Origin of the sequence: Sphingomonas sp. HITSZ_GF, assembly GCF_029543155.1 — a bacterium.
Taxonomy (GTDB): Bacteria; Pseudomonadota; Alphaproteobacteria; order Sphingomonadales; family Sphingomonadaceae; genus Sphingomonas.
The window spans coordinates 328,802-348,397 of record NZ_JARQXA010000003.1 but is presented as its reverse complement, the minus strand read 5'-3'; the positions used below and the strand labels follow the sequence as shown (position 1 = coordinate 348,397).

General features: G+C 67.6%; 13 protein-coding genes. 8 read left to right on the top strand and 5 right to left on the bottom strand.

Features of this window, described 5'->3' with window-relative positions:
- The first annotated feature begins 16 nt into the window (after positions 1 to 16).
- From dgcN to P6144_RS10560, 4 genes are all read left to right on the top strand, one after another.
- Positions 17 to 1,051, top strand: a complete 1,035-nt coding sequence (gene dgcN, locus P6144_RS10575; protein ID WP_277767721.1) for an N-acetyltransferase DgcN — start codon at positions 17 to 19, stop codon at positions 1,049 to 1,051.
- Positions 1,009 to 1,998 (top strand): N-acetyl-D-Glu racemase DgcA, encoded by a 990-nt coding sequence (dgcA, locus tag P6144_RS10570; RefSeq protein ID WP_277767720.1) that lies wholly within the window; start codon positions 1,009 to 1,011, stop codon positions 1,996 to 1,998. Before dgcN ends, dgcA begins: the two co-directional genes overlap by 43 nt.
- Positions 1,995 to 3,557, top strand: coding sequence for an amidohydrolase family protein (locus P6144_RS10565; RefSeq protein ID WP_277767719.1), 1,563 nt, complete (start codon positions 1,995 to 1,997; stop codon positions 3,555 to 3,557). Before dgcA ends, P6144_RS10565 begins: the two co-directional genes overlap by 4 nt.
- A gap of 112 nt (positions 3,558 to 3,669) precedes the next feature.
- Complete coding sequence (locus P6144_RS10560) at positions 3,670 to 4,911, top strand: dicarboxylate/amino acid:cation symporter (RefSeq protein ID WP_347275668.1); 1,242 nt, start codon at positions 3,670 to 3,672, stop codon at positions 4,909 to 4,911.
- Positions 4,912 to 4,945: 34 nt separating this feature from the next.
- On the opposite strand, the gene P6144_RS10555 is transcribed toward P6144_RS10560, so the two are convergent.
- Positions 4,946 to 6,208, bottom strand: coding sequence for an amidohydrolase family protein (locus tag P6144_RS10555; RefSeq protein ID WP_277767717.1), 1,263 nt, complete (start codon positions 6,206 to 6,208; stop codon positions 4,946 to 4,948).
- 8 nt (positions 6,209 to 6,216) lie between these two features.
- Positions 6,217 to 8,187: an alpha/beta fold hydrolase gene (locus tag P6144_RS10550; protein WP_277767716.1), complete on the bottom strand. Its 1,971-nt coding sequence runs from the start codon at positions 8,185 to 8,187 to the stop codon at positions 6,217 to 6,219.
- 170 nt (positions 8,188 to 8,357) lie between these two features.
- Between P6144_RS10550 and dacB the strand changes: the two genes are divergently transcribed.
- Positions 8,358 to 9,800 (top strand): D-alanyl-D-alanine carboxypeptidase/D-alanyl-D-alanine-endopeptidase, encoded by a 1,443-nt coding sequence (gene dacB / locus P6144_RS10545; RefSeq protein WP_277767715.1) that lies wholly within the window; start codon positions 8,358 to 8,360, stop codon positions 9,798 to 9,800.
- Between the two features lie 87 nt (positions 9,801 to 9,887).
- Here the strand turns inward: dacB and P6144_RS10540 are convergent, their stop codons facing one another.
- The 3 genes from P6144_RS10540 to P6144_RS10530 are packed head-to-tail and all read right to left on the bottom strand — an operon-like array spanning position 9,888 to position 13,629.
- Complete coding sequence (locus tag P6144_RS10540) at positions 9,888 to 11,081, bottom strand: dipeptidase (protein WP_277767714.1); 1,194 nt, start codon at positions 11,079 to 11,081, stop codon at positions 9,888 to 9,890.
- On the bottom strand, positions 11,078 to 12,082 hold the full coding sequence (locus P6144_RS10535) for a serine hydrolase domain-containing protein (RefSeq protein WP_277767713.1): 1,005 nt from the start codon (positions 12,080 to 12,082) through the stop codon (positions 11,078 to 11,080). The genes P6144_RS10540 and P6144_RS10535 overlap by 4 nt, the downstream gene beginning before the upstream one ends.
- Positions 12,079 to 13,629: a permease gene (locus tag P6144_RS10530; protein ID WP_277767712.1), complete on the bottom strand. Its 1,551-nt coding sequence runs from the start codon at positions 13,627 to 13,629 to the stop codon at positions 12,079 to 12,081. The genes P6144_RS10535 and P6144_RS10530 overlap by 4 nt, the downstream gene beginning before the upstream one ends.
- A 301-nt stretch (positions 13,630 to 13,930) precedes the next feature.
- Here P6144_RS10530 and P6144_RS10525 point away from each other — a divergent pair, with 301 nt between their 5' ends.
- From P6144_RS10525 to P6144_RS10515, 3 genes are all read left to right on the top strand, one after another.
- Positions 13,931 to 16,960 (top strand): TonB-dependent receptor, encoded by a 3,030-nt coding sequence (locus P6144_RS10525; RefSeq protein WP_277767711.1) that lies wholly within the window; start codon positions 13,931 to 13,933, stop codon positions 16,958 to 16,960.
- Between the two features lie 166 nt (positions 16,961 to 17,126).
- Positions 17,127 to 18,338 carry a serine hydrolase domain-containing protein gene (locus P6144_RS10520; protein ID WP_277767710.1) on the top strand — a complete coding sequence of 404 codons (1,212 nt, stop codon included), beginning with the start codon at positions 17,127 to 17,129 and terminating at the stop codon, positions 18,336 to 18,338.
- Between the two features lie 3 nt (positions 18,339 to 18,341).
- On the top strand, positions 18,342 to 19,583 hold the full coding sequence (locus P6144_RS10515) for a threonine synthase (RefSeq protein WP_277767709.1): 1,242 nt from the start codon (positions 18,342 to 18,344) through the stop codon (positions 19,581 to 19,583).
- Positions 19,584 to 19,596: the final 13 nt, after the last annotated feature.

The following is a 19,596-nucleotide window of genomic DNA, read 5'->3' as shown; positions in this document are numbered from 1 at the left end:
ATAGCGTTATCCCCGCATGATACCGGCACCTTTTCTTCTATACCTCGGTCACAGCACCGATTTCGTGGGCATCAAGACCTCGCGCGGCCTCGCCGAATTCCGGCGGGACGATTGCGTGGGCGAGTTCCGGCACGACGATAGTCCGCTGACGCTCGGCCTGCCGCGCATGACGATCGCCGAAGGCGCGGCGGCGGGCGCGAAGACGCTCGTGCTCGGCATCGCCAATTCGGGCGGTACGCTGGGCGGCGATCTCGTCGCCGACGCCAAGGCCGCGCTGGAAGCGGGGATGAACATCGCCGCCGGCCTGCACCAGCGGCTGCGCGACGTGCCCGAGCTGGCGGCGCTCGCCAGGGAAAAGGGCCTGCAGCTGTTCGACGTGCGCGATCCCCCGGCGGACCTGCGCGTCGGCAACGGCTATGCCCGTGCCGGCCGCCGCGTGCTCACCGTCGGCACCGATTGCTCGGTTGGCAAGATGTACACCACGATTGCGCTGGCCGATGCGCTCAAGGCGCGCGGCGAGAAGGCCGATTTCCGAGCGACCGGCCAGACCGGCATCCTGATCGCCGGCGCCGGCGTGCCGATCGACGCAGTGGTCGCCGATTTCATCTCGGGCGGCATCGAGATGCTCGCGCCCGAGCGCACCGATGGCGGCTGGGACCTGATCGAGGGCCAGGGCTCCTTGTTCCACCCGAGCTTCGCCGGTGTCTCGACCGGCCTGCTCCACGGTGCGCAGCCCGAGGCGATCGTGCTCTGCCACGATCCGAGCCGCAGCCATATGCGCGGCATCCCGGGCCGTGCGCTGCCGGAGCTGAAGGCGTGCCTGGAGGCCAATCTCCAGACCGCGCGCCTGACCAGCCCCAATGTTCGCGCCGTCGGCGTCTGCCTCAACACCTCGCGCATGGAGCGCGACGAGGCTGAGGCGCTGTGCCGGCAGATCGAGGCCGATCTCGGCCTTCCCTGCACCGATCCGATTGCCTTCGGGGTCGAGGCGATCATCGATGAGTTGCTATGCACCGAAGTCTCTCGGCCCGTCACGACCGTTTCCTCCTGACCAAGCCCTTCCGCATCTCGCGCGGCGTGAAGACCGAGGCCGATGTGGTCACGGTCTCGCTCCGCGCCGGGGAGCATGAAGGGAAGGGCGAAGGCGTGCCCTATGCCCGCTACGGCGAAAGCGTGGAGAGCGCGCTCGAGGCGATCGAAGGCGTGCGCGCCGCGATCGAGGCTGGCGCCGGGCGCGAGGAGCTGCTGGCGCTGCTCCCGGCGGGCGCTGCCCGCAACGCGGTGGATTGCGCGCTCTGGGACCTTGAAGCTCGCCAGGCGGGGAAGAGCGTCGCCGAGCTGATCGGCGCGCCCGAACCCGAAGCGCTCGCCAGCGCGCTCACCATCGTGATCGACACGCCGATGATGATGGGCGCCGCCGCCCGCCGCGTTGCCGGCGCGCCGCTGATCAAGGTCAAGGTCGACGGCCATCTGCCCGACGCGCAGATCCGCGCCGTGCGCAGCGCCGCGCCCGATGCGAAGCTGATCGTCGATCCGAACGAGAGCTGGGACGCCCGGTTGGTCGAAGCGATGCAGCCCTTGCTCGCCGAGCTGAAGGTCGATCTGCTCGAGCAGCCGGTCTCGGCGGAGATCGACGAATGCCTGGAGCGCTTCAAGCCGCTGGTGCCGATCGCCGCCGACGAGTCGATCCACACCACCGCGGAGCTGGACGTGGTCGCGCGGCGCTATCAGGTGGTGAACATCAAGCTCGACAAGGCCGGCGGCCTCACCGAAGCGCTGAAGCTGGCGCGCGCCACCCGCGAGCGCGGGCTGGGGCTGATGACCGGCTGCATGGTCAGCTCGTCGCTGTCGATCGCCGCGGCGCTGCACGTCGCCCGCATGTCCGACTTCGCCGACCTTGACGGTCCGATCTGGCTCGCCAAGGATCGTCCGGGCGGGGTCGAGGACCGGAACGGCGTGCTCTATCCGCCCGTCAAAGGATTTTGGGGAACGCCATGAAGGTCGCGCTGCTGCTGGGGATTGCCGTCGTCTCGCTGGGAGCCGCTTCGGCACCCCCGCCGCAGAAGGTCGATCTGCTGATCCGCGGCGGCACGATCTACACCGGCAGCGATGCTCCGTTCATCGGCGATGTCGCGATCAGCGGCGATCACATCGTCTCGGTAAGCAAGCACGCCAATGTCAGCGCGGCGCGGGTGATCGATGCCAAGGGCATGATCGTCTCGCCGGGCTTCATCGATCCGCACACGCATATGGGCGGCGACCTTGCTTCGAAGGACCCCGCCAAGCGGCTCGTCCCCGCCTTCCTGATGCAGGGCGTCACCACGGCGTTCATCGGCAATGACGGCGGCGGCAGCCCCGATCTCGCCAAGGTCCTGGGTAGTGCCGCGACCAAGCCGGTCGGCATCAACTATGCCGCCTGGGTCGGCTTCGGCGCCGTGCGCGAGAAGGTGGTCGGCGAGGACAATCGCGAACCCACGCCCGCCGAGATGGCGACGATGAAGGGGCTCGTCGCCGATGCGATGTGCCACGGCGCGCTCGGCCTCTCGACCGGCCTGTTCTACGCGCCGCAGAGCTTCGCCAAGACTGAGGAAGTGATCGAGCTGGCCAAGGAGGCCGGCAAGCGCGGCGGCAGCTATGACAGCCATATTCGCGACGAGAGCAGCTACACCGTCGGGCTCGATGCCGCGATAGACGAGGCGATCCGCATCGGCCGCGAAGGCGGGCTGCCCGCGCATATCAGCCACATCAAGGCGCTCGGCGTCGACGTGCAGGGCGAGGCGCCGAAGATCATCGCCAAGATCGAGGCGGCGCGGGCGCGCGGCGAGAAGGTCACCGCCAACCAATATCCCTGGTCGGCATCGGGCACGAGCCTGGTCGCCTCGCTCGTCCCGCTCTGGGCGCAGGATGGCGGCCGCCCGGCCTTGCTCAAGCGCTTCGACGACCCCTCGCTCATGCAGAAGATGCACGAAGGCATGACCGAGAATCTGCGCAAGCGCGGCGGGCCGGACAAGCTGCTGATCGCCGAGGGCAAGTACAAGAACCGCTATCTTGATAGCGTGGCGAAAGAGATGAACCTGGCGCCGGTCGATGCCGCGATCGCAGTGATCCGCATCGGTGATCCGGGCACGATCTCGTTCAACCAGAGCGAGGCGGACATCGCCGCCTTCATGAAGATGCCCTGGGTGATGACCGGATCGGATGCCTCGGGCGGCCATCCGCGCGTCTATGGCACCTTCGCGCGCAAGTACGACAAGTACGTCAAGACCGACCATGTCATTACGCTGCGCGAGTTCATCGAGCGCAGCTCGGCGCTGACTGCCGACACGTTCGGGCTCGCCGGCCGCGGGCATCTGCGCAAAGGCGCCTATGCCGATGTCGTGGTGTTCGATCCGAAAACCTACGCCTCGCGCGCCACCTATGAGGCGCCGACCGAGCTCGCCGCCGGCGTGCAGACCGTGGTGGTCAACGGCGTGCTCGCGGTCGACAAGGGTGCGATGACCGGCAAGGCTGCCGGCCGCGCGCTGCCGCACAAGCCGACGCCGGGGACATGCGGCTGATAGTCAAGCATCACCTTGTTCTCCTGCGAAAGCAGGAGTCCAGGGTTGTGGGCGGATCGTTTGATACTCTGGGCTCCTGCTTTCGCAGGAGTACGGTGAAGGGGTGGGTAGCATGAAAATCTGGTTCGCCACTGCGCTGTGGAAGCGCGTGCTTGCCTTCCTCGTCCTCGGCGTGATCTTCGCCTTTGTGGCGCCGGGGGCGACGCCCTATGTCCAGTTCATCGGCGACCTGTTCGTTCGTGCGATCCGCATGCTGGTCGCGCCGATCGTGCTGGTGACGATCGCATCGGGTATCACCACGCTCGCCGATCCCAAGCGGCTCGGCAGCCTGGGCGGGCGCACGATCGGGATGTTCGCGCTGACCACCTTCATCGCTGTCTCGGTCGGCATGCTGATCGCGGCGATCGTCCATCCCGGCGTTGGTGCGCCGCTCGGCACCGCCGAGGCGCATGCGCTGGGCAAGCCGGTCACGCCCTATGAGCAGCTGATCAACATCATCCCGACCAACATCTTCGACGCGCTCGCCAAGGGCGACATGCTCGCGCTGATCTTCACCTCGATCCTGATCGGCTGCGGCACGGTGGTGGCGGGGGAGGCGGGCAAGCCGTTCGCGACGCTGCTGCAATCGACCTCGGCAGTGCTGCTGCGCGTCGTCGGGCTGGTGATGGAAGTGACGCCCTTCGGCGTGTTCGCGCTGATCGCCAATGCCGTGGCAGCGAACGGGGCCGCGGTGTTCGTCCATGTCGGCTGGCTGGCGCTGGCAGTGGTGCTTGGCTCGCTCATTCAGATGCTGGTGGTGCACAGCCTGTTGCTGCGCTTCGTCGCGCGCCTGCCGCTGCTGCCCTTCTTCCGCGGCATCGTCGATGCGCTGGCAGTGGCCTTCTCCACGGCTTCCAGCGGCGCGACGCTGCCGGTGGCGATGCGCGTCTCCGAGCAGAATCTCGGCATCGGCCGCCCGGTCTTCTCGACCGTGCTCCCCTTGGGGGCGAGCATCGGCAAGGACGGCACGGCGATGTATGTCGGGCTGCTCAGCATGTTCGCGCTGCAGGCTTTCGGCGTACCGATGACCCCGACCGTCTATGCCACGGTGCTGCTCACCGGCGCACTGGCGGCGTTCGGCACTGCACCGGTGCCCTCGGCCTCGCTCTTCATGCTCGCCGCTGTGTTGAGCGCGGTCGGCGTCTCGCCCGAGCAGACGGCTTTGGTGGTCGGCTTCGTGCTGCCCTTCGACCGGCTGCTCGACATGACCCGCACGGTGCCGAGCGCTTCGGCGAACCTGACGGTGGCGACGTTGGTCGCGCGCTGGGAAGGCGAGCTGGACGAAGAGGTCTATCGCGCGGCGGATATGACCTAGCTCCCAAATCCTCTCCCTCCGGGAGAGGATTGAGTTAGTCGGCGAGGCTGACTTCTTTCCCTGCCACCCAGACCCGCTTCACGTCGTACAGGTCGCGGAACATCAGGTCGGGGGTGCCGCCGGTCAGCACCAGGTCTGCGCGCATGCCCTTGCGGATCTCGCCTTCGGTCTTGCGGCGGCCCATGATGTCCGCGCTCACCCGCGTGCCCGCCTCGATCGCCTCGGCGGGCGTGAAGCCGAGCTGGGTCAGCCAGCGCATCTCGCGCAGCGCGCCGAAGCCGGGATAGACGCCCTCGATGCCCGTGTCGGTGCCCACGCCGATGCGGATCCGCGCCACCTGGAGCCGGCGGATATTCTCGCGCATGATCTCCCAGCGCCTGCTGTCATAGGGCGCCACCGCCTCGCCCCTGGCCAGCCGGGCCGCCTCTCGCGCCTGGGCTTCGGGGGAGAGCAGGGCGATCTCCTCGGGCGCCAGCACCCGCGTCTCGAGCGGCTCGTAGGTCGCCAGCGTGGCGACATAGGCCATGTGGTGCTTCTTCATCAGGCCGATCAACTCGCCATCGACCAGCGCGTCGCCGACGCCGTGCGCCAGCGCGTCCACGCCGGCGCGGGCGGCGAGCTTGGCGCCCTCCAGCGTCACCGTGTGCGTCATGACCTTGATGCCCGCCTTGTGTGCGTCGTGGACGATCGCGGCGAGGGTCGGCTCGTCGATGCTCGGCTTGTCGGGGCGCGCCGGATCGCCATAGCGCCAGCCATCGGCGAACACCTTCACCATGTCAGGCTTGAAGGCGAGCGCCTGCGCCATTGCGGCATGCGCCTCGTCGGGGCTGGTCACCTGATAGGTGATCGCCTGGGTGAACTTGCTCTCGGTGCCGTGCCCGCCGGGCACGCCGAGCCGGATCGCCAGGGTAAGGCGCGGCGTATCCGCCTGGAGATCGCGGATCCCCGCCATCATCGCGCCCGAGACCGAGAACTCGTTGATGCTGGTCACGCCCGCCTTGAGATAGGGCAGGTAGAAACGGTGGAGCGCGGCGCCGTCGGCAAAGGCTTCGCGCGGGGTGTGGATGTGGAGGTCGTGCAGGCCGGGGATCAGCGTGAGGCCGGTGGCGTCCACCACCTCGGTCCCCTCGGGCACGCGCAGCTTCTTGCCTACCCGCGCGACCTTGCCGCCCTCGATCAGCACGTCGGCGATCTTCGCCGCGGCGCCGCTGCCGTCGAACACGCGCGCGCCGTGGATCAGCGTCGCGCGCTCCTGCGCTTGGGCCGCGTTCGCGCTCGCCATAGCCGTCACTGCCATCAACGCCCTCATTTCAGTTTCTCGTCGAAGAACGCGAAGGTGCGGCGATAGGCCGCAAGCCAGTCCGCGGTGCGGAAGAATTCGTGGCGTTCGTTGGGGAAGACCAGCTCCTCGAACGGGATGCGCCGCGCCGCCAGCTCGCGCGCGAGCAGCAGCGATTGGGCGAAATCGACGTTGCGGTCGTCGTCGCCGTGGACGAGCAGCACCGGCGAGCGCCATTTGTCGATCGATCCCATCGGCGAGCTGTCCCACTGCTTCTGTCGCACCAGATCCTGCTGGTCGGGGGCGATGTTGCCTTCGACCGGGCGCAGCATGGTGTGGACGCCGTGGAAGTCGGCGCCCGCCTTGAACAGGTCGCTGTTCCGCGCCAGCGCCAGCGCTGTCAGATAGCCGCCCCAGCTGCCGCCCCAGATGCCGATCCGGTCCGCCGCCACGTCCTTCTGGTCCGCCAGCCAGCGCCCGCCGGCCAGCACGTCGCGATATTCGGATGCGCCGCCGCGCGCGATCTCGGGCGCCTCGCGGAATGCCTGTCCATAGCCGGTGCCGCTGCGGTAGTTGACCGAGAGCACGGTATAGCCATGCGCAGCCAGCGCCTGGTTCATGATGTAGGCGTTGGAATAATATTGAGAGGGGTGGAAGCCGAGCAGCATCTGCCGGCGCGGCCCGCCATGGACGAAGATCAGCGCCGGGCGTGGCCCCTTGCCCTTGCCGCGGAACAGCTGGGCATGGACGGTCACGCCGTCCTCGGCCTGATAGGTCACTGCCTCGGGCTCGATCGCGCCCTTGAGCTCCGCCGCTTCGCCCAGCGGTGCCAGCCCCTTGGCGACCACCGGATGCCCGGGATGCCCGGCATCGGTGGCGATGCCCGCGAGCAGTCCGCCGGCGAACAGCGGCAGGCTCTCGCTGCCCTTGCCGCCGGTCACGCGCTTTGCCGCGCCGCCGCTGGCCGGCACCTGCCAGAAATGCCGCCGGTCGGCCTCGTCGGCATTGGCTGCGAAGGTCAGAACGTCGTCGGCGCCGAGCACGAAGGTCTCGACCTCGAACTGGCCCGGAGTCAGCTCCTTCGGTGCGCCGGAGCTTCCGGCGGCGTCGATAGCATAGACATGAAGGAAGCCGGTCCGCTCCCAGGGGAAGAGCAGCCGGCCGGCCTTGCTCCAATAGAGATTGTGCTGGCGGGTGCCGTAATAGCGGCCGCCCATGCCCTGTGGCGCAGTCCAGACGGTACGCGCCTTGCCCGTCGCCAGATCGGCTACCCGGATCGACCAATAGGGGCCGCTGTCCGCCGCCGCGCCCGCCGGGGGATCGCGATACTGGATATAGGCGATTTCGCTGCCGTCGGACGAAAGCGCGGGCTCGGCCGAATTGCCGAGCGCGGGCTCCATATAGGTCAGCTTGCCCGTATCGACGTCGAACGTGGCGACGAAGCCATGATCCCCGCGATCCTCGACGAAGAACAGCGTCTTGCCGTCGGGCGTCCATTTGAGGTCGGACACTTCGCCCGAGAGCGCGGCGATCCGCGCCGGTTTGCCGCTCTGCCACAGCCAGATCTCGCCGCGCCGGGTGAAGGCGACCCGCTGTCCGTCGGGCGAGAATACAGGCAGGTGTCCGTCGCCGATCGGCGTGGGATCTCCGCCGTCCAGCGCGGCGACGAACACCTGCTGCCCCGGCGGGTACGCTGCCGAGGCCGTATTCGGGATCCGTCCGTCGGGGAACTCGTCATCCCCGCCGCGAACGAAGGCCAGGCGCTTGCCGTCGGGGCTCAGCGCCAGGTCGTAGAGCATCATGCCGTCGTCCTCGGCATAGTGCGTGATCTGCCGGGCCTTCTGGCCCGCATCCGCCACCCAGAGGTTGCGCAGCCCGGCCCGGTTCTCCACCCAGGCGAAGCGCTGCACGTCGCGCGCGCCGGTCATCTGGCTCGCCACCGGCAGCGCCAGGGCCGCCGCCAGATCGTCGGTTTGCGCCAGCGCCGGCGTGGCCATTGCCAGCGCCAGCGAACCCCAAAGCTTTAAAGCGGTACGCCCTATCATAGCGCGAAAGTGCCGGGGGGATGTTGCCGTAACAATGCCGGCATGCGCGGCGGTTATGCCCGGGCGACTCCTCTGAATGATCCCGGCTTTGCAGCTTTGGCGGCGATGGGTACGCTTGCCGCATGAAGCACATCGTCCTCGCGCTCGCCCTTTCCGTTGCCCTGCCGGCGCTGGCCCAGGCCCAGACGCTGGACCAGCGCATCGCCGCGCGGCTGGGCGAGGCGCCCGTGGGCACGCGCTTCGGGCTGGTGGTCGTCGATCCGGACGGCAGGGAGATCGTCGCGATCAATCCCGACGGCCGCTTCATCCCGGCCTCCAACACCAAGATCTACACCACCGCCGCCGCCTTCGCGAACCTGCCGGACATCAACCAGCCCGACACGACCGGCGGCGCCACGGTGCGGCTCGAAGGCAATGACGTCGTGCTGACCGGCTGGGGCGATGCCCGCATGTCGAGCGCCGACGATTGCGCTACGGACTGCCTGGCCACGCTGGCCGACGCTATCGCCGCGAAGACGAAGCATGTCCGCAACATCATCGGCGACGACACCGCCTTCCCCGATCAGCGCTGGAGCCCGGGGATGAGCTGGAACAACATTCCCAGCTCGTCGGGCACCGGCATCTCGGCGCTCACCCTCGACGACAACGAGCTGAAGCTCACCATCGCGCCGGCCAAGGACGGGGAAGCGGCCAGGATCGACCTCTGGCCCTATTTCACGATCGACAACCAGGCGAAGACGGTGCCCGGCGACAAGACCGAGCTGGGCTGGGACCGCGATCCCAACGGCAAGCAGCTCCGCGTTACCGGCACGATCGGCGCCGATGCCAAGCCGCGCACCTGGAAGCTCGGCATCGACGATCCCGCGGATTATGCTGCCTGGCGCCTCAAGGTGTTGCTCGAAGCGCGCGGTGTGAAGGTGAAGGGGACGGTCAGCGCCCGCCACCGCCCGCTCAAGCCCGAGGACGATCCCGAATATCGTGCGAAGAATGGCACGTCGCTCGTCCAGCTGGCAGCCGCCGCGCCTGTCCTCGCCCGGATCACGCCGCCGCCGGTGGCCGAGGACCTCAAGCACATCAACAAGGTCAGCCAGAACCTGCACGCCGAGTTGACGCTGCGCCGCGTCGCCACGCTGCAGGGCAGCGGCTCGATCGCGGACGGTGTCGCCAAGGTCGAGAAGATGCTCGTCGCCGCCGGCGTGCCGCGCACCGGCTGGGACTTTTCCGACGGCTCGGGCATGTCGAGCTACAACCGGGTCAGCCCGCGCGGCTCGGTCGGCCTGCTGCGCTGGATCGCCGGCCAGCCCTGGGGCGCGCAGTTCCGCGAGACGCTGCCTGTCGGCGGGATCGACGGCACGCTTGCCCGCCGCTTCAAGGGCACGCCGCTGGAAGGCAAGGTCTTCGCCAAGACCGGCACGCTCAACGCCACCAACGCGCTTGCCGGTTATTTCACCGCCGCGAGCGGCAAGACCTACACCTTCGCCTTCTACGCCAACGACGTGCCGGGCGATGTGAGCGCGACCAAGTACATGGACGACGTGCTCAACCTGGTGGCGGCGGCGAACTGACGACGTCGTCACCCCGGCGAAAGCCGGGGTCTCGGGCCGTACAGCGCCGCCGCACGAGATCCCGGCTTTCGCCGGGATAACGCTTTCCTATTTGTTCTTCGCCGCCCAGTCCTCGGCCTGCTTCAGCACGCGCAGGACGTTGCCGCTCCAGATCTTCTCGATGTCGCCGTCCGAGAAGCCTTCCTTCTTCAGCCGCGCGGTGATCTTCGGGATCGCGGTGATGTCCTCCATCCCGCGCACGCCGCCGCCGCCGTCCCAGTCGGCGCCGATGCCGACATGGTCGACGCCCATCACTGCGATGCAGTGGAGCAGGCTCTTCATGAACAGCTCGAAGTCCGCGCCCTGATAGGGGTTGGTCGCATCCGCCTTGGCCTTGTCGGCGATCAGCTTCTTCTGCTCCGCATCCGAAAGCGCATGCCAGTCGTCCTGCCGGTCGGAGATCTTGTTGCGCTCGGCGTCATGGTCGCCCTCGACCAGATAGACGCTGTTGACCTGCAGCACGCCGCCTGCCTTGGCGAGCTTGCGCATGCGGTCGTCGTCCAGGTTGCGCGGATGGTTGAAGATCGCGCGCGGGCCCGAGTGCGAGGCGATGATCGGTACCTTCGACAGCGCCAACGCCTGGTCGAACACGTCGTCCGACGAATGGCTGACGTCGATCACCATTCCCAGCCGGTTCATTTCGGCGACCCATTGCTTGCCCAAGGGGCTCAGACCGTTCCACTGCTTCACCTTGTCGGTGGCGCTGTCGCCGAACTGGTTGTTGCGGAAGTGGATCGGGCCGGCCATCCGCACGCCCTGGTCATAATACCATTTGAGCAGCGTCAGGTCGGTGCCCAGCGGGTAGCTGTTCTCGATCGACTGGAAGACGACGCGCTTGCCGGCCTTGGCGATGCGATAGGCGTCCTCGGGCGTAGTCGCGAACTCCATCTTGTCGCTGTTCGCGGCGACGACGCGCTGGATCCACATCTCCCGCGTCAGCGCGCCGTCGCGCGCCTTGGCATAGCCTTCGGGAGTCAGCGGGCCCTGGCTGGTGTAGATCACGAAGAAGCCGCCATCGAGCCCGCCGGCTTCCATGCGCGGCAGGTCGATCTGGCTCTTGTCGAAGTCGCGATCGTGCCACTCGTCGAACTTCCAGCCGGGATGCTCGAACAGTTCGGGCGTATCCAGATGCGTGTCGAGCACCAGCATCTGCTGGTGCGCCAGCCGGTCGGCCGGGCTGGGCGTGTCGCTGTCGGGATCGGGGCCGGCAAGGGCGATGGCGAGAGCGAGCAGCGAGATCATAGGGCCTCCCAGGCAGAAATGACGGCATCCCCCGTCGCGGGGCGCAGCACGAAGATGCCGCTGTCGAAATGGCGCGTCGGGTGGACGCGGTTGGTGAGCAGGGTCCAGGCGAGGCCGCGCTCGAAATCGATCCACAGCCCGGTGCCGGTGAAGCCGGTGTGCCCGATCGTTTCGTCGGAGCAGGCCTGCCCGCCCGACCAGCCGGCGAACTTGCGTTCCCAGCCGCAGGTGCGGTGCGAATATTGCGGGGTGCGGATGGCCTCGAGCATCGCGCCCGAGAAGCTGCCGGACAGCACGCCCTGCGCGAAGTCGAGCACGCCGGCGACAGTGCCGAACAGCCCGGCATGGCCGGTCTGCCCGCCCATTGCTCGGCAATTCTCGTCATGCACCTCGCCCTTGAGCACGCGGTTTTGCCACATGCAGCGCTCGGTCGCGACGGCAGGGCCGGGGGGCGGGCCGTAGCTCAGCCCTTCGCCCAGCGGCCATTCGCCCAAGGGCTTGCCGGTCACCCGCTCGATCGCGATGCCGAGCAGCAGGAAGTTGATGTCCGAATAGACCGGCTCGGCGATGTGCTTCCATTCGCGCTGGAGCACGAAGGCGCGCAGCCGGTCCGGATCGTCGCCATAGGTGTAGATCGGCTCGACCGCGGGGAAGAGCGTGCGGTGCGCCAGGCAGTCGCGGAAGGTGAGGGTGCGCTCATAGGCACCCGCCACGTCATATTGGCGCAGGTCCGGGATCACGCTGGTCAGCGGCGCGTCGAGGTCGATCCGGCCCTCGTCGGCAAGGCGCAGGATCATCGTGGTGGTCGCCACCACCTTGGAAACCGAGGCGAGGTCGAACCAATGGTCCAGCGTCAGCGGCTCGGGCTCGGGGACCAGCGCGGCCATGCCGCTATGCGTCACCCAGCGCCGTCCGTCCGCCGCGACCACACCCAGCGTCGCGCCCGGGATGCGGCCGGACGCAACCGCCTCGGCCGCCGGTGCGAAAGCGCTCTCGATCATGCGGTCGCGCCTGCCGGGGTGTCGTCCGGCTTGGGCTTTGCCCGCACGATGAAGGGGAGGAAGATCAGCGCGCCCAGGCTCATCGCGCCGGCCATGATGAAGAAGCCGTCATAGCCGATCGCCTTCTGGAACACGCCCGAAAGCCCGGCGAGCAGCCTGGGGATCAGGAAGGCCAGGCCCGAGAACAGCGCATATTGCGCGCTCGGGAAGCGCGGGTTCACGAGCAGCGAGAGATAGACGACGAACACCGCACCTTCGAAGCCGTGCCCGAACTGGTCGATCGCCATGGCGAGATAGAGGTCGAAATCGCCCGCGGTCACCTGCACGCCGAACAGCGAGAACCACACCGGACCGCCCGGGGACTGATAGGCCAGCCAGGCGAAGATCCAGTTGCTCAGCGCCGACATGACGCCGCCGATAACCAGCGCCCAGCCCATCGGCGCCTTGGCCGCCAGGATGCCGCCCAAGGTGACGCCGATCATGCCCGCGATTAGCGCCACGAAGCCATCCGCGACGCTGATCTGCTCCAGCCCATAGCCGAGATGGTTGAACATCGGATGCGAGAGCGCGTTCGCCATCACGTCGCCGGTGCGATAGACCGAGACGAACAGCAGGATCGGGATCACCACGATTCCGTAGCGCCACGCCACATCGACATAGGGCCCGACGGCTGCCGAGCGGCGAAGCGGCGCGTCCCAGGGCATCTTGCTAAGCCAGGGCACCGAAGCGCCCAGGATAATGAAGGGCAGCAGGCAGATCGCGAACACCCAATAGCTCACCACGCCCGGATTGCTGATCCCGACCGATCCGATTGCCGAGAGCAGCACCCAGCCGACCGCGCCGACTGCGACAATGCTGGCAACCATTGCCGCAAGGCTGGCGAGGATGCCGGTGAGCAGCGCGACCGAGCGCCCGCCGCCGCCCTCGGCCTCGGGCCGCATCGCGGCGAGGATCGGGAAGGGGACGAAGGCCAGTACCGCGACCGAGAGATAGGCGATCGTCCAGTCGAACTTGGCGGCCATGAAGATCGCGCCGCCGCTGGCGATCACCATCGAGGCGCGATAGCCCCATTGGTTGGCGGCGACGAGTGGGCCCTGTTCCTCGGCATTGGGGGCCAGCTCGACGCGCCAGCCATCGGCGGCGATCTCGAGCGTGCTCGTCCAGAAGGCGAGCAGCACCGCGAACAGCGCAGTGAGGGGCAGGTTGGTGTCCGATGCGGTGAACGCCATGCCCACGGTCGAGGCGAAGATCGCCAGCTGCGAGAGCATGATCCAGCCGCGCCTTTTGCCGAAGAAGCGACCGAAGCCGGGCACGTCGTACTTCTCGAGCAGCGGCGCCCAGGCGAACTTCACCGTCGACATCAGCGAGACCCAGGCGAAGAAACCGATGATCACGATGTCGACGCCGTGCCGGGCGAGCCGCAGCGAAAGCGTGGCGCTGAACAGGTAGAAGGGCAGGCCGGCGGCAAAGCCGAGCAGCAGATAGAGACCCATGCGTCCCCAGCCGGGGCGAACCGCCGCCGCGGCGGGAATCGGTGCCTCAGTCACGCGGCACCGCGCTGTCGAAATAGGGCATTCGGGGCTCCCCTGATCCTGGTTTCGCTACTGCTCGGACGGGGCGCGGACGCAGTCAATGGCCATGCTAGCGGCCTTGTGTTGCAGCCGTGTCACGCTTTCACGCACAATCGTCTCATTTGATGCCATCGAGTTATGGTCCGGGGAACAGAAACTATGGCGCGCCGCAACATTCTTGGTACCTAATGCCCTCTCACCGCGCGGGAATTGCGGTTTCAGGGGGTAATAAGACATGATCGAACCGAGGGCATTCAGAAGGATTCTTGTCTCGGGGGTGGCGTTCGCGGCGATGGCCAGCGCGATGCCGGCCTGGGCACAGACCGCCAGCCAGGATACCACGCAGGAGGCCGCGACGCCCACTGGCGCGGTTCCCACCACCAGCTCGGATGATACCGACGGCAAGCAGGGCAAGGGCAACGAGATCGTCGTTACCGGCTCGCGCATCAAGCAGGATCCGAACAACTCGGCGCTGCCGCTGCAGATCATCACCCAGCAGGAAATCACCCGCAACGGCATCAGCAGCCCCGAACAGCTGATGATGTTCCTCACCGCCAGCGGCACCGGCGCAGACAATCTGGCGTCGAACGCCGACGTCGTCACCGGCGCGCAGCGCGGCACCAACGGTCTTTCCGCTGCCAACCTGCGCGGCCAGGGCGCGGGCGCGACGCTCGTCCTGCTCAATGGCCGCCGCGTTGCAGCGCACGGCCTGTCGGGCTCGGCGGTCGACGTGAACCAGATCCCGTTCGCGGCGATCGAGCGTGTCGAAGTCCTCAAGGACGGCGCCTCGGCGATCTACGGCACCGACGCGGTCGGCGGCGTGATCAACTTCATCACCAAGCGCGATTTCCAGGGCCTGAGCCTCAACGGCTTCAACGACATCACCGAGCAGGGCGGCGGCAACATCTATCGCCTGGGCGGCGTGGTCGGCTATGGCGACCTCGACGAGGACGGCTTCAACGTGATGGGCGCCGTCGCCTATAGCTGGAACAAGATCCTGCGCGGCTCGGATCGTTCGTTCGTCAATGGCGACCAGCCCAATCGCGGCCTTTCGGTCGATACGCGCGGCACCCCGATCGCAACGGCCTTCAACATCGGCGCGAACACCCAGCCGGGCAGCATCACCGCGGGCGGCACGCTGCTCACCGGCCTGACGCTGACGCTGCCGAATGGCGCCAACGGCGCTTCGGGCGGCATCAACATCCTCGACCTGCCGGGCGGCGCGGGCTGTGACTCGATCGACGGCGGCATGGCCTATGACGAGCAGCTCTGGAACACCCCGAGCGCGCAATATGCCTGCTCGTGGGATACGGGCCGCGCGGCGGTGATCCAGCAGCCGATCCAGACGCTGACCTACTACACCAAGGCGACCTGGCGCATCGCGGGCGATCACATTGTCTCGTTCGAAGCCACCGGCTCGGATGCGGATTCGGCCAAGAGCTTCTCGAACGCGCAGCTCACCGCCAACACCACCAACCTGCCGATCGCCTATCCGCTGAACGCAGCGACGACCGCGCAGTACAACACGGTGTTCAACGCGATCCGCGCGGCATTCGACGTGCCGACCAACCCGAACCGCACGGCGCAGATCGCGGCGCTCAACGCGCGCTACGGCCAGCCGATCTCCTATCGCTGGCGCTGCATTCCCTGCGGTCCGCGCGAATATCGCACCAACACCCAGACCTTCCGCGCCGCACTCGGCTTCGAAGGTCCGCTGTGGGCCGGCTGGGACTATCGCGCCGGCGCGTCCTATGCCCGCTCGGAGAGCTCCTCGGTGCTCGGCAGCGGCTATTACTATCGCGGCACGCTCGCGAACGGTGCCTATGATCCCAACGCGCCCGCAGTTGCCGGCGTAGGCCTGATCAACGGCCAGCAGGCCCGCGGCCTTGTCGGCGTGATGAATTCGGGCCTGATCAATCCGTTCAGCCTCACCCAGACCGACGCCGGCCTCGCCGCGCTACAGTCGGTCTCGGCGGAAGGCGCGACGCTCTATGGCGGTCGTTACGAGGTGAAGCAGGCCGATGCCTCGATCTCGGGCCCGCTGTTCGGCATCTGGGGCGGAGACGTCCAGCTCGCCGCCGGCGTCGACTATCGTCGCGAGACCTATGAGTTCAACGGTTCGGCGGCAGCTGCCGCCAGCGCGCCGGTGATCTTCCTCGCCGCGTTCGACAACGTCAACGCGCTCACCCCGAAGCACCGCGACGTGAAGGCGGCCTATGCCGAATTGCTCGTGCCGCTGTTCAAGGGCTTCGAGCTGACGCTGGCCGGCCGCATCGACGACTACACCGGCTTTGGCACCACCAAGAACCCGAAGGTCTCGGTCAAGTATCGTCCGATCAACGAGATCATGTTCCGCGGCTCGTACAACACCAGCTTCCGCGTGCCGACCTTCAACCAGATCTACAACGGCATCACGGAATCGCCCTATGCCGGCTCGGACATCGCCGATCCGGTGAAGTGCCCGGGCGGCGTGCCGACCAGCAACTTCGGCAGCGGCCTGCCCTGCGCGCAGATCCGTCCGAACATCTGGACGGGCGGTACCTCGAACCTGCGTCCGGAAACCGCCAAGCAGTTCAGCGCCGGCGTGGTGTTCCAGCCGATCCCGGGCATGAGCCTGTCGGCCGACTGGTGGTCGATCGCGGTCGACAACACGATCCAGCTGCTTACGCTGCGTCAGCTGATCGACAATGCCTCGCTGTTCCCGGATCGCTTCATTCGCGACGCGTCGGGCACCGTGCAGGTGATCGACCAGCGCTGGATCAACGCCGGTTCGCGTCGCACCCAGGGCATCGAGTTCTCCTATCGTGACTCGTTCGAAGCCTTTGGCGGCCGCTTCTCGTCCGGCCTGGACGGCTCGCTGCTGCTCAAGAAGCGCGAGAAGCTCACCCCGAGCTCGGCCTATGGCCCCAGCCTGATCGGCGTGTTCAGCTATGCCGGCGACCTGGGCATCAAGTGGAAGCACAATGCCTTCGTCAGCTGGTCGAACAAGGACTGGTCGTTCTCGTTCAGCCAGATCTTCCGCAAGGGCTTCAAGAACGGCGCGCTGCCCGGCATCGCCGCCGGCACGATCTGGCGGACCGACTACAACAAGTTCACCGACGACTATATCGTCTATAACGCGTCGATCAGCTTCATCGGCCTCGCGCCGGGCTACAAGCTGACCGCGGGCGTGCGCAACGTCTTCAATACCGCGCCGCCCTTCACCATCACCTATGACGGCAACAGCGGTGCCGGCAGCTCCTGGGATCCGCGCGTCGCGGATCCGCGTGGCCGCTCGTTCACCATCGCCGCCGAAGTGAAGTTCTGATCCCGAAGTTCCCCTCCCTGCAAGGGAGGGGCTAGGGGTGGATTTAGGAAAGGCCGGGGCTCGATGCCCCGGCCTTTTCTTCTTTCCGCTCCGGCGCAGAGCTCGCTACGCTCGCCACCCACCCCCGACCCCTCTCTTGCAGGGAGGGGAGACAATGGTAGTCCCGATGCTCGCTTTCCTCCTCGCTGCCGCCGATCCCCAGGCGGCGCCTACGCAGCCCGCGCCCGCCGATACCGAGATCGTCAAGCCGGTCGCCAGCGTGCGTGTCGCCTTCGATCGCAAGGGCGAGGTCTCGATCTTCACGTCGGGCCTGGCGGACATCGCGGCCAACCGACCGGTCAGCCCCGACGATCCGGTGCGCATCGCCTCGATCTCCAAGCTGGTCGTCGCGATCGGCGTGCTGCGGCTGGTCGAGCAAGGCAGGCTCGATCTCGATGCGGACGTATCGCGCTGGCTCGGCTGGAAGCTGCGCAACCCGGCCTTTCCGGAGAAGGTGATCACGCTCCGACTGCTGCTCTCGCACCGTTCGAGCCTCACCGATCGGGTCGACTATGTCCTCCCGCTCGATGCGGACATGCGCGCGGTGCTGCAGAATCCCAGGGCCTGGGACGACAAGCATGCGCCGGGCAGCTGGTGGGCCTATACCAACTTCAATTTCCCGGTGGTCGCCGCAGTGATGGAGCGCGCCACCGGCGAGCGCTTCGACCGGCTGATGGACCGGCTGGTCCTCAAGCCGATGAAACTCGACGCCTGCTACAATTGGGCGAGCTGCAAGCCGGCGACCGCAGCCCGCGCCGTGGTTCAGTACCGCGAGAACAAGCCGACCAAGGACGATCATCACGGCGCGCCGCCCGCCTGCCCGGTCAGCCCGGCCAGCGACGGCAGCTGCGACCTGTCGGTGTGGCGTGCCGGCGCGAACGGCGCGATCTTCGCGCCGCAGGGCGGGCTGCGCATCTCCGGCCGCGGCCTGGCCCGGGTCGGGCGAATGTTCCTCGGCAATGGGATGCTCGACGGGGTACGCATCCTGCGCCCCGCCTCGGTCCGGCTGATGGAGACGCCGCTCTGGACCTATGATGGCAGCAACGGCGATATTGGCGGGGACATCTCGGTGCAGACTCCTACCGGCGGCTTCACCTGTTCCTACGGCCTCGCCGTCGCCTTCCAGGCCACGCCGGTAAAGGGGTGTCGCGACGATCCCTTTGGCGACGGCAAGCGCCGCTTCGGCCATTCGGGCGACGCCTATGGCCTCAAGGCCGGGCTGTGGATCGACAAGGCGAGCGGCACCGGCGTCGCCTATTTCGCCACCGACGTCGCCGATGGACCCGGCGCGCGATCGGCCTATACGCCGACGGAGGAGAAACTCGCCCGCGGAGACTAGGCCTTGCGCCACGACGCCAATCTGATCGCCGATCGCCCGACTTTCGTCACCCATCTCGAATGTTCGATGACCGGCGAGCGCTACGAGGCGGATCGGCTCCATGGCCTCTCGCGTGTCGGCCGGCCGCTGCTGGTCCGCTACGATCTCGACGGCGCAAGGGCCGCGCTGCCCCGCGACGAACTCGCCCGCCGCCCGGCGGACCTCTGGAAATATCGCGAGCTGCTCCCCGTCCGCCGTACCGAGAACATCGTCAGCCTGGGCGAGATCGCCACGCCGATCATCCCGCTCGACAAGCTCGCGCGTGCGGCCGGCGCCAGACACCTCTGGGTCAAGGACGAGGGGCGGCTGCCCACCGGCTCGTTCAAGGCGCGCGGCCTGGTCATGGCGATCGCCATGGCCAAGGAACTCGGCGTCCGTACGATCGCGATGCCGACCAACGGCAATGCCGGCGCCGCCGCGGCCGCCTATGCCAGCCGCGTCGGCATCGAATCCGTGGTCTTCTGCCCGGCGGACACGCCCGAGGTGAATGTCCGCGAGATCGCGGCGCAGGGCGCGCGCGTCTATCGGGTCAACGGCTATATCGACGATTGCGGCAAGCTGGTGGGGCAGGGGGCGAAGGAGCGCGGCTGGTTCGACCTTTCCACCCTCAAGGAGCCGTATCGCATCGAAGGCAAGAAGACGATGGGCCTCGAGCTGGCCGAGCAGCTCGGCTGGGAGCTGCCCGACGTGATCTTCTATCCCACCGGCGGCGGCACCGGGCTGATCGGCATGTGGAAGGCCTTTGCCGAGATGGAGGCGCTGGGCTGGATCGGCAGGAAGCGGCCACGGATGATCGCGGTCCAGGCCGAAGGCTGCGCGCCGATGGTCCGCGCCTTCGAGGCGGGCGAGCGCCACGCCACCCGCTGGGAAGACGCCCACACGGTCGCGATGGGCATCCGCGTGCCCCAGGCGGTCGGCGATTTCCTGATCCTCGATGCGGTGCGCGAAAGCGGCGGCGTGGCGATGGCGGTGAGCGATGCGGCGATCGCCCAGGCGGTGGACGATGCGGCGCGTCAGGATGGGCTGCTGCTCTGCCCCGAAGGCGGCGCCACGCTGGCGGCCTGGCGCAAGGCGCTGGCCGAAGGGCTCGTCTCGCCGGACGAGACGGTGCTGCTGTTCAACTGCGCCACCGGCCTGAAATACCCGCTCGCCGACCAGTCCAGGACGCTCGACAAGGATGCGCCGGTGGATTTCAGCGCGCTCTGATTTCCCTCCCTGC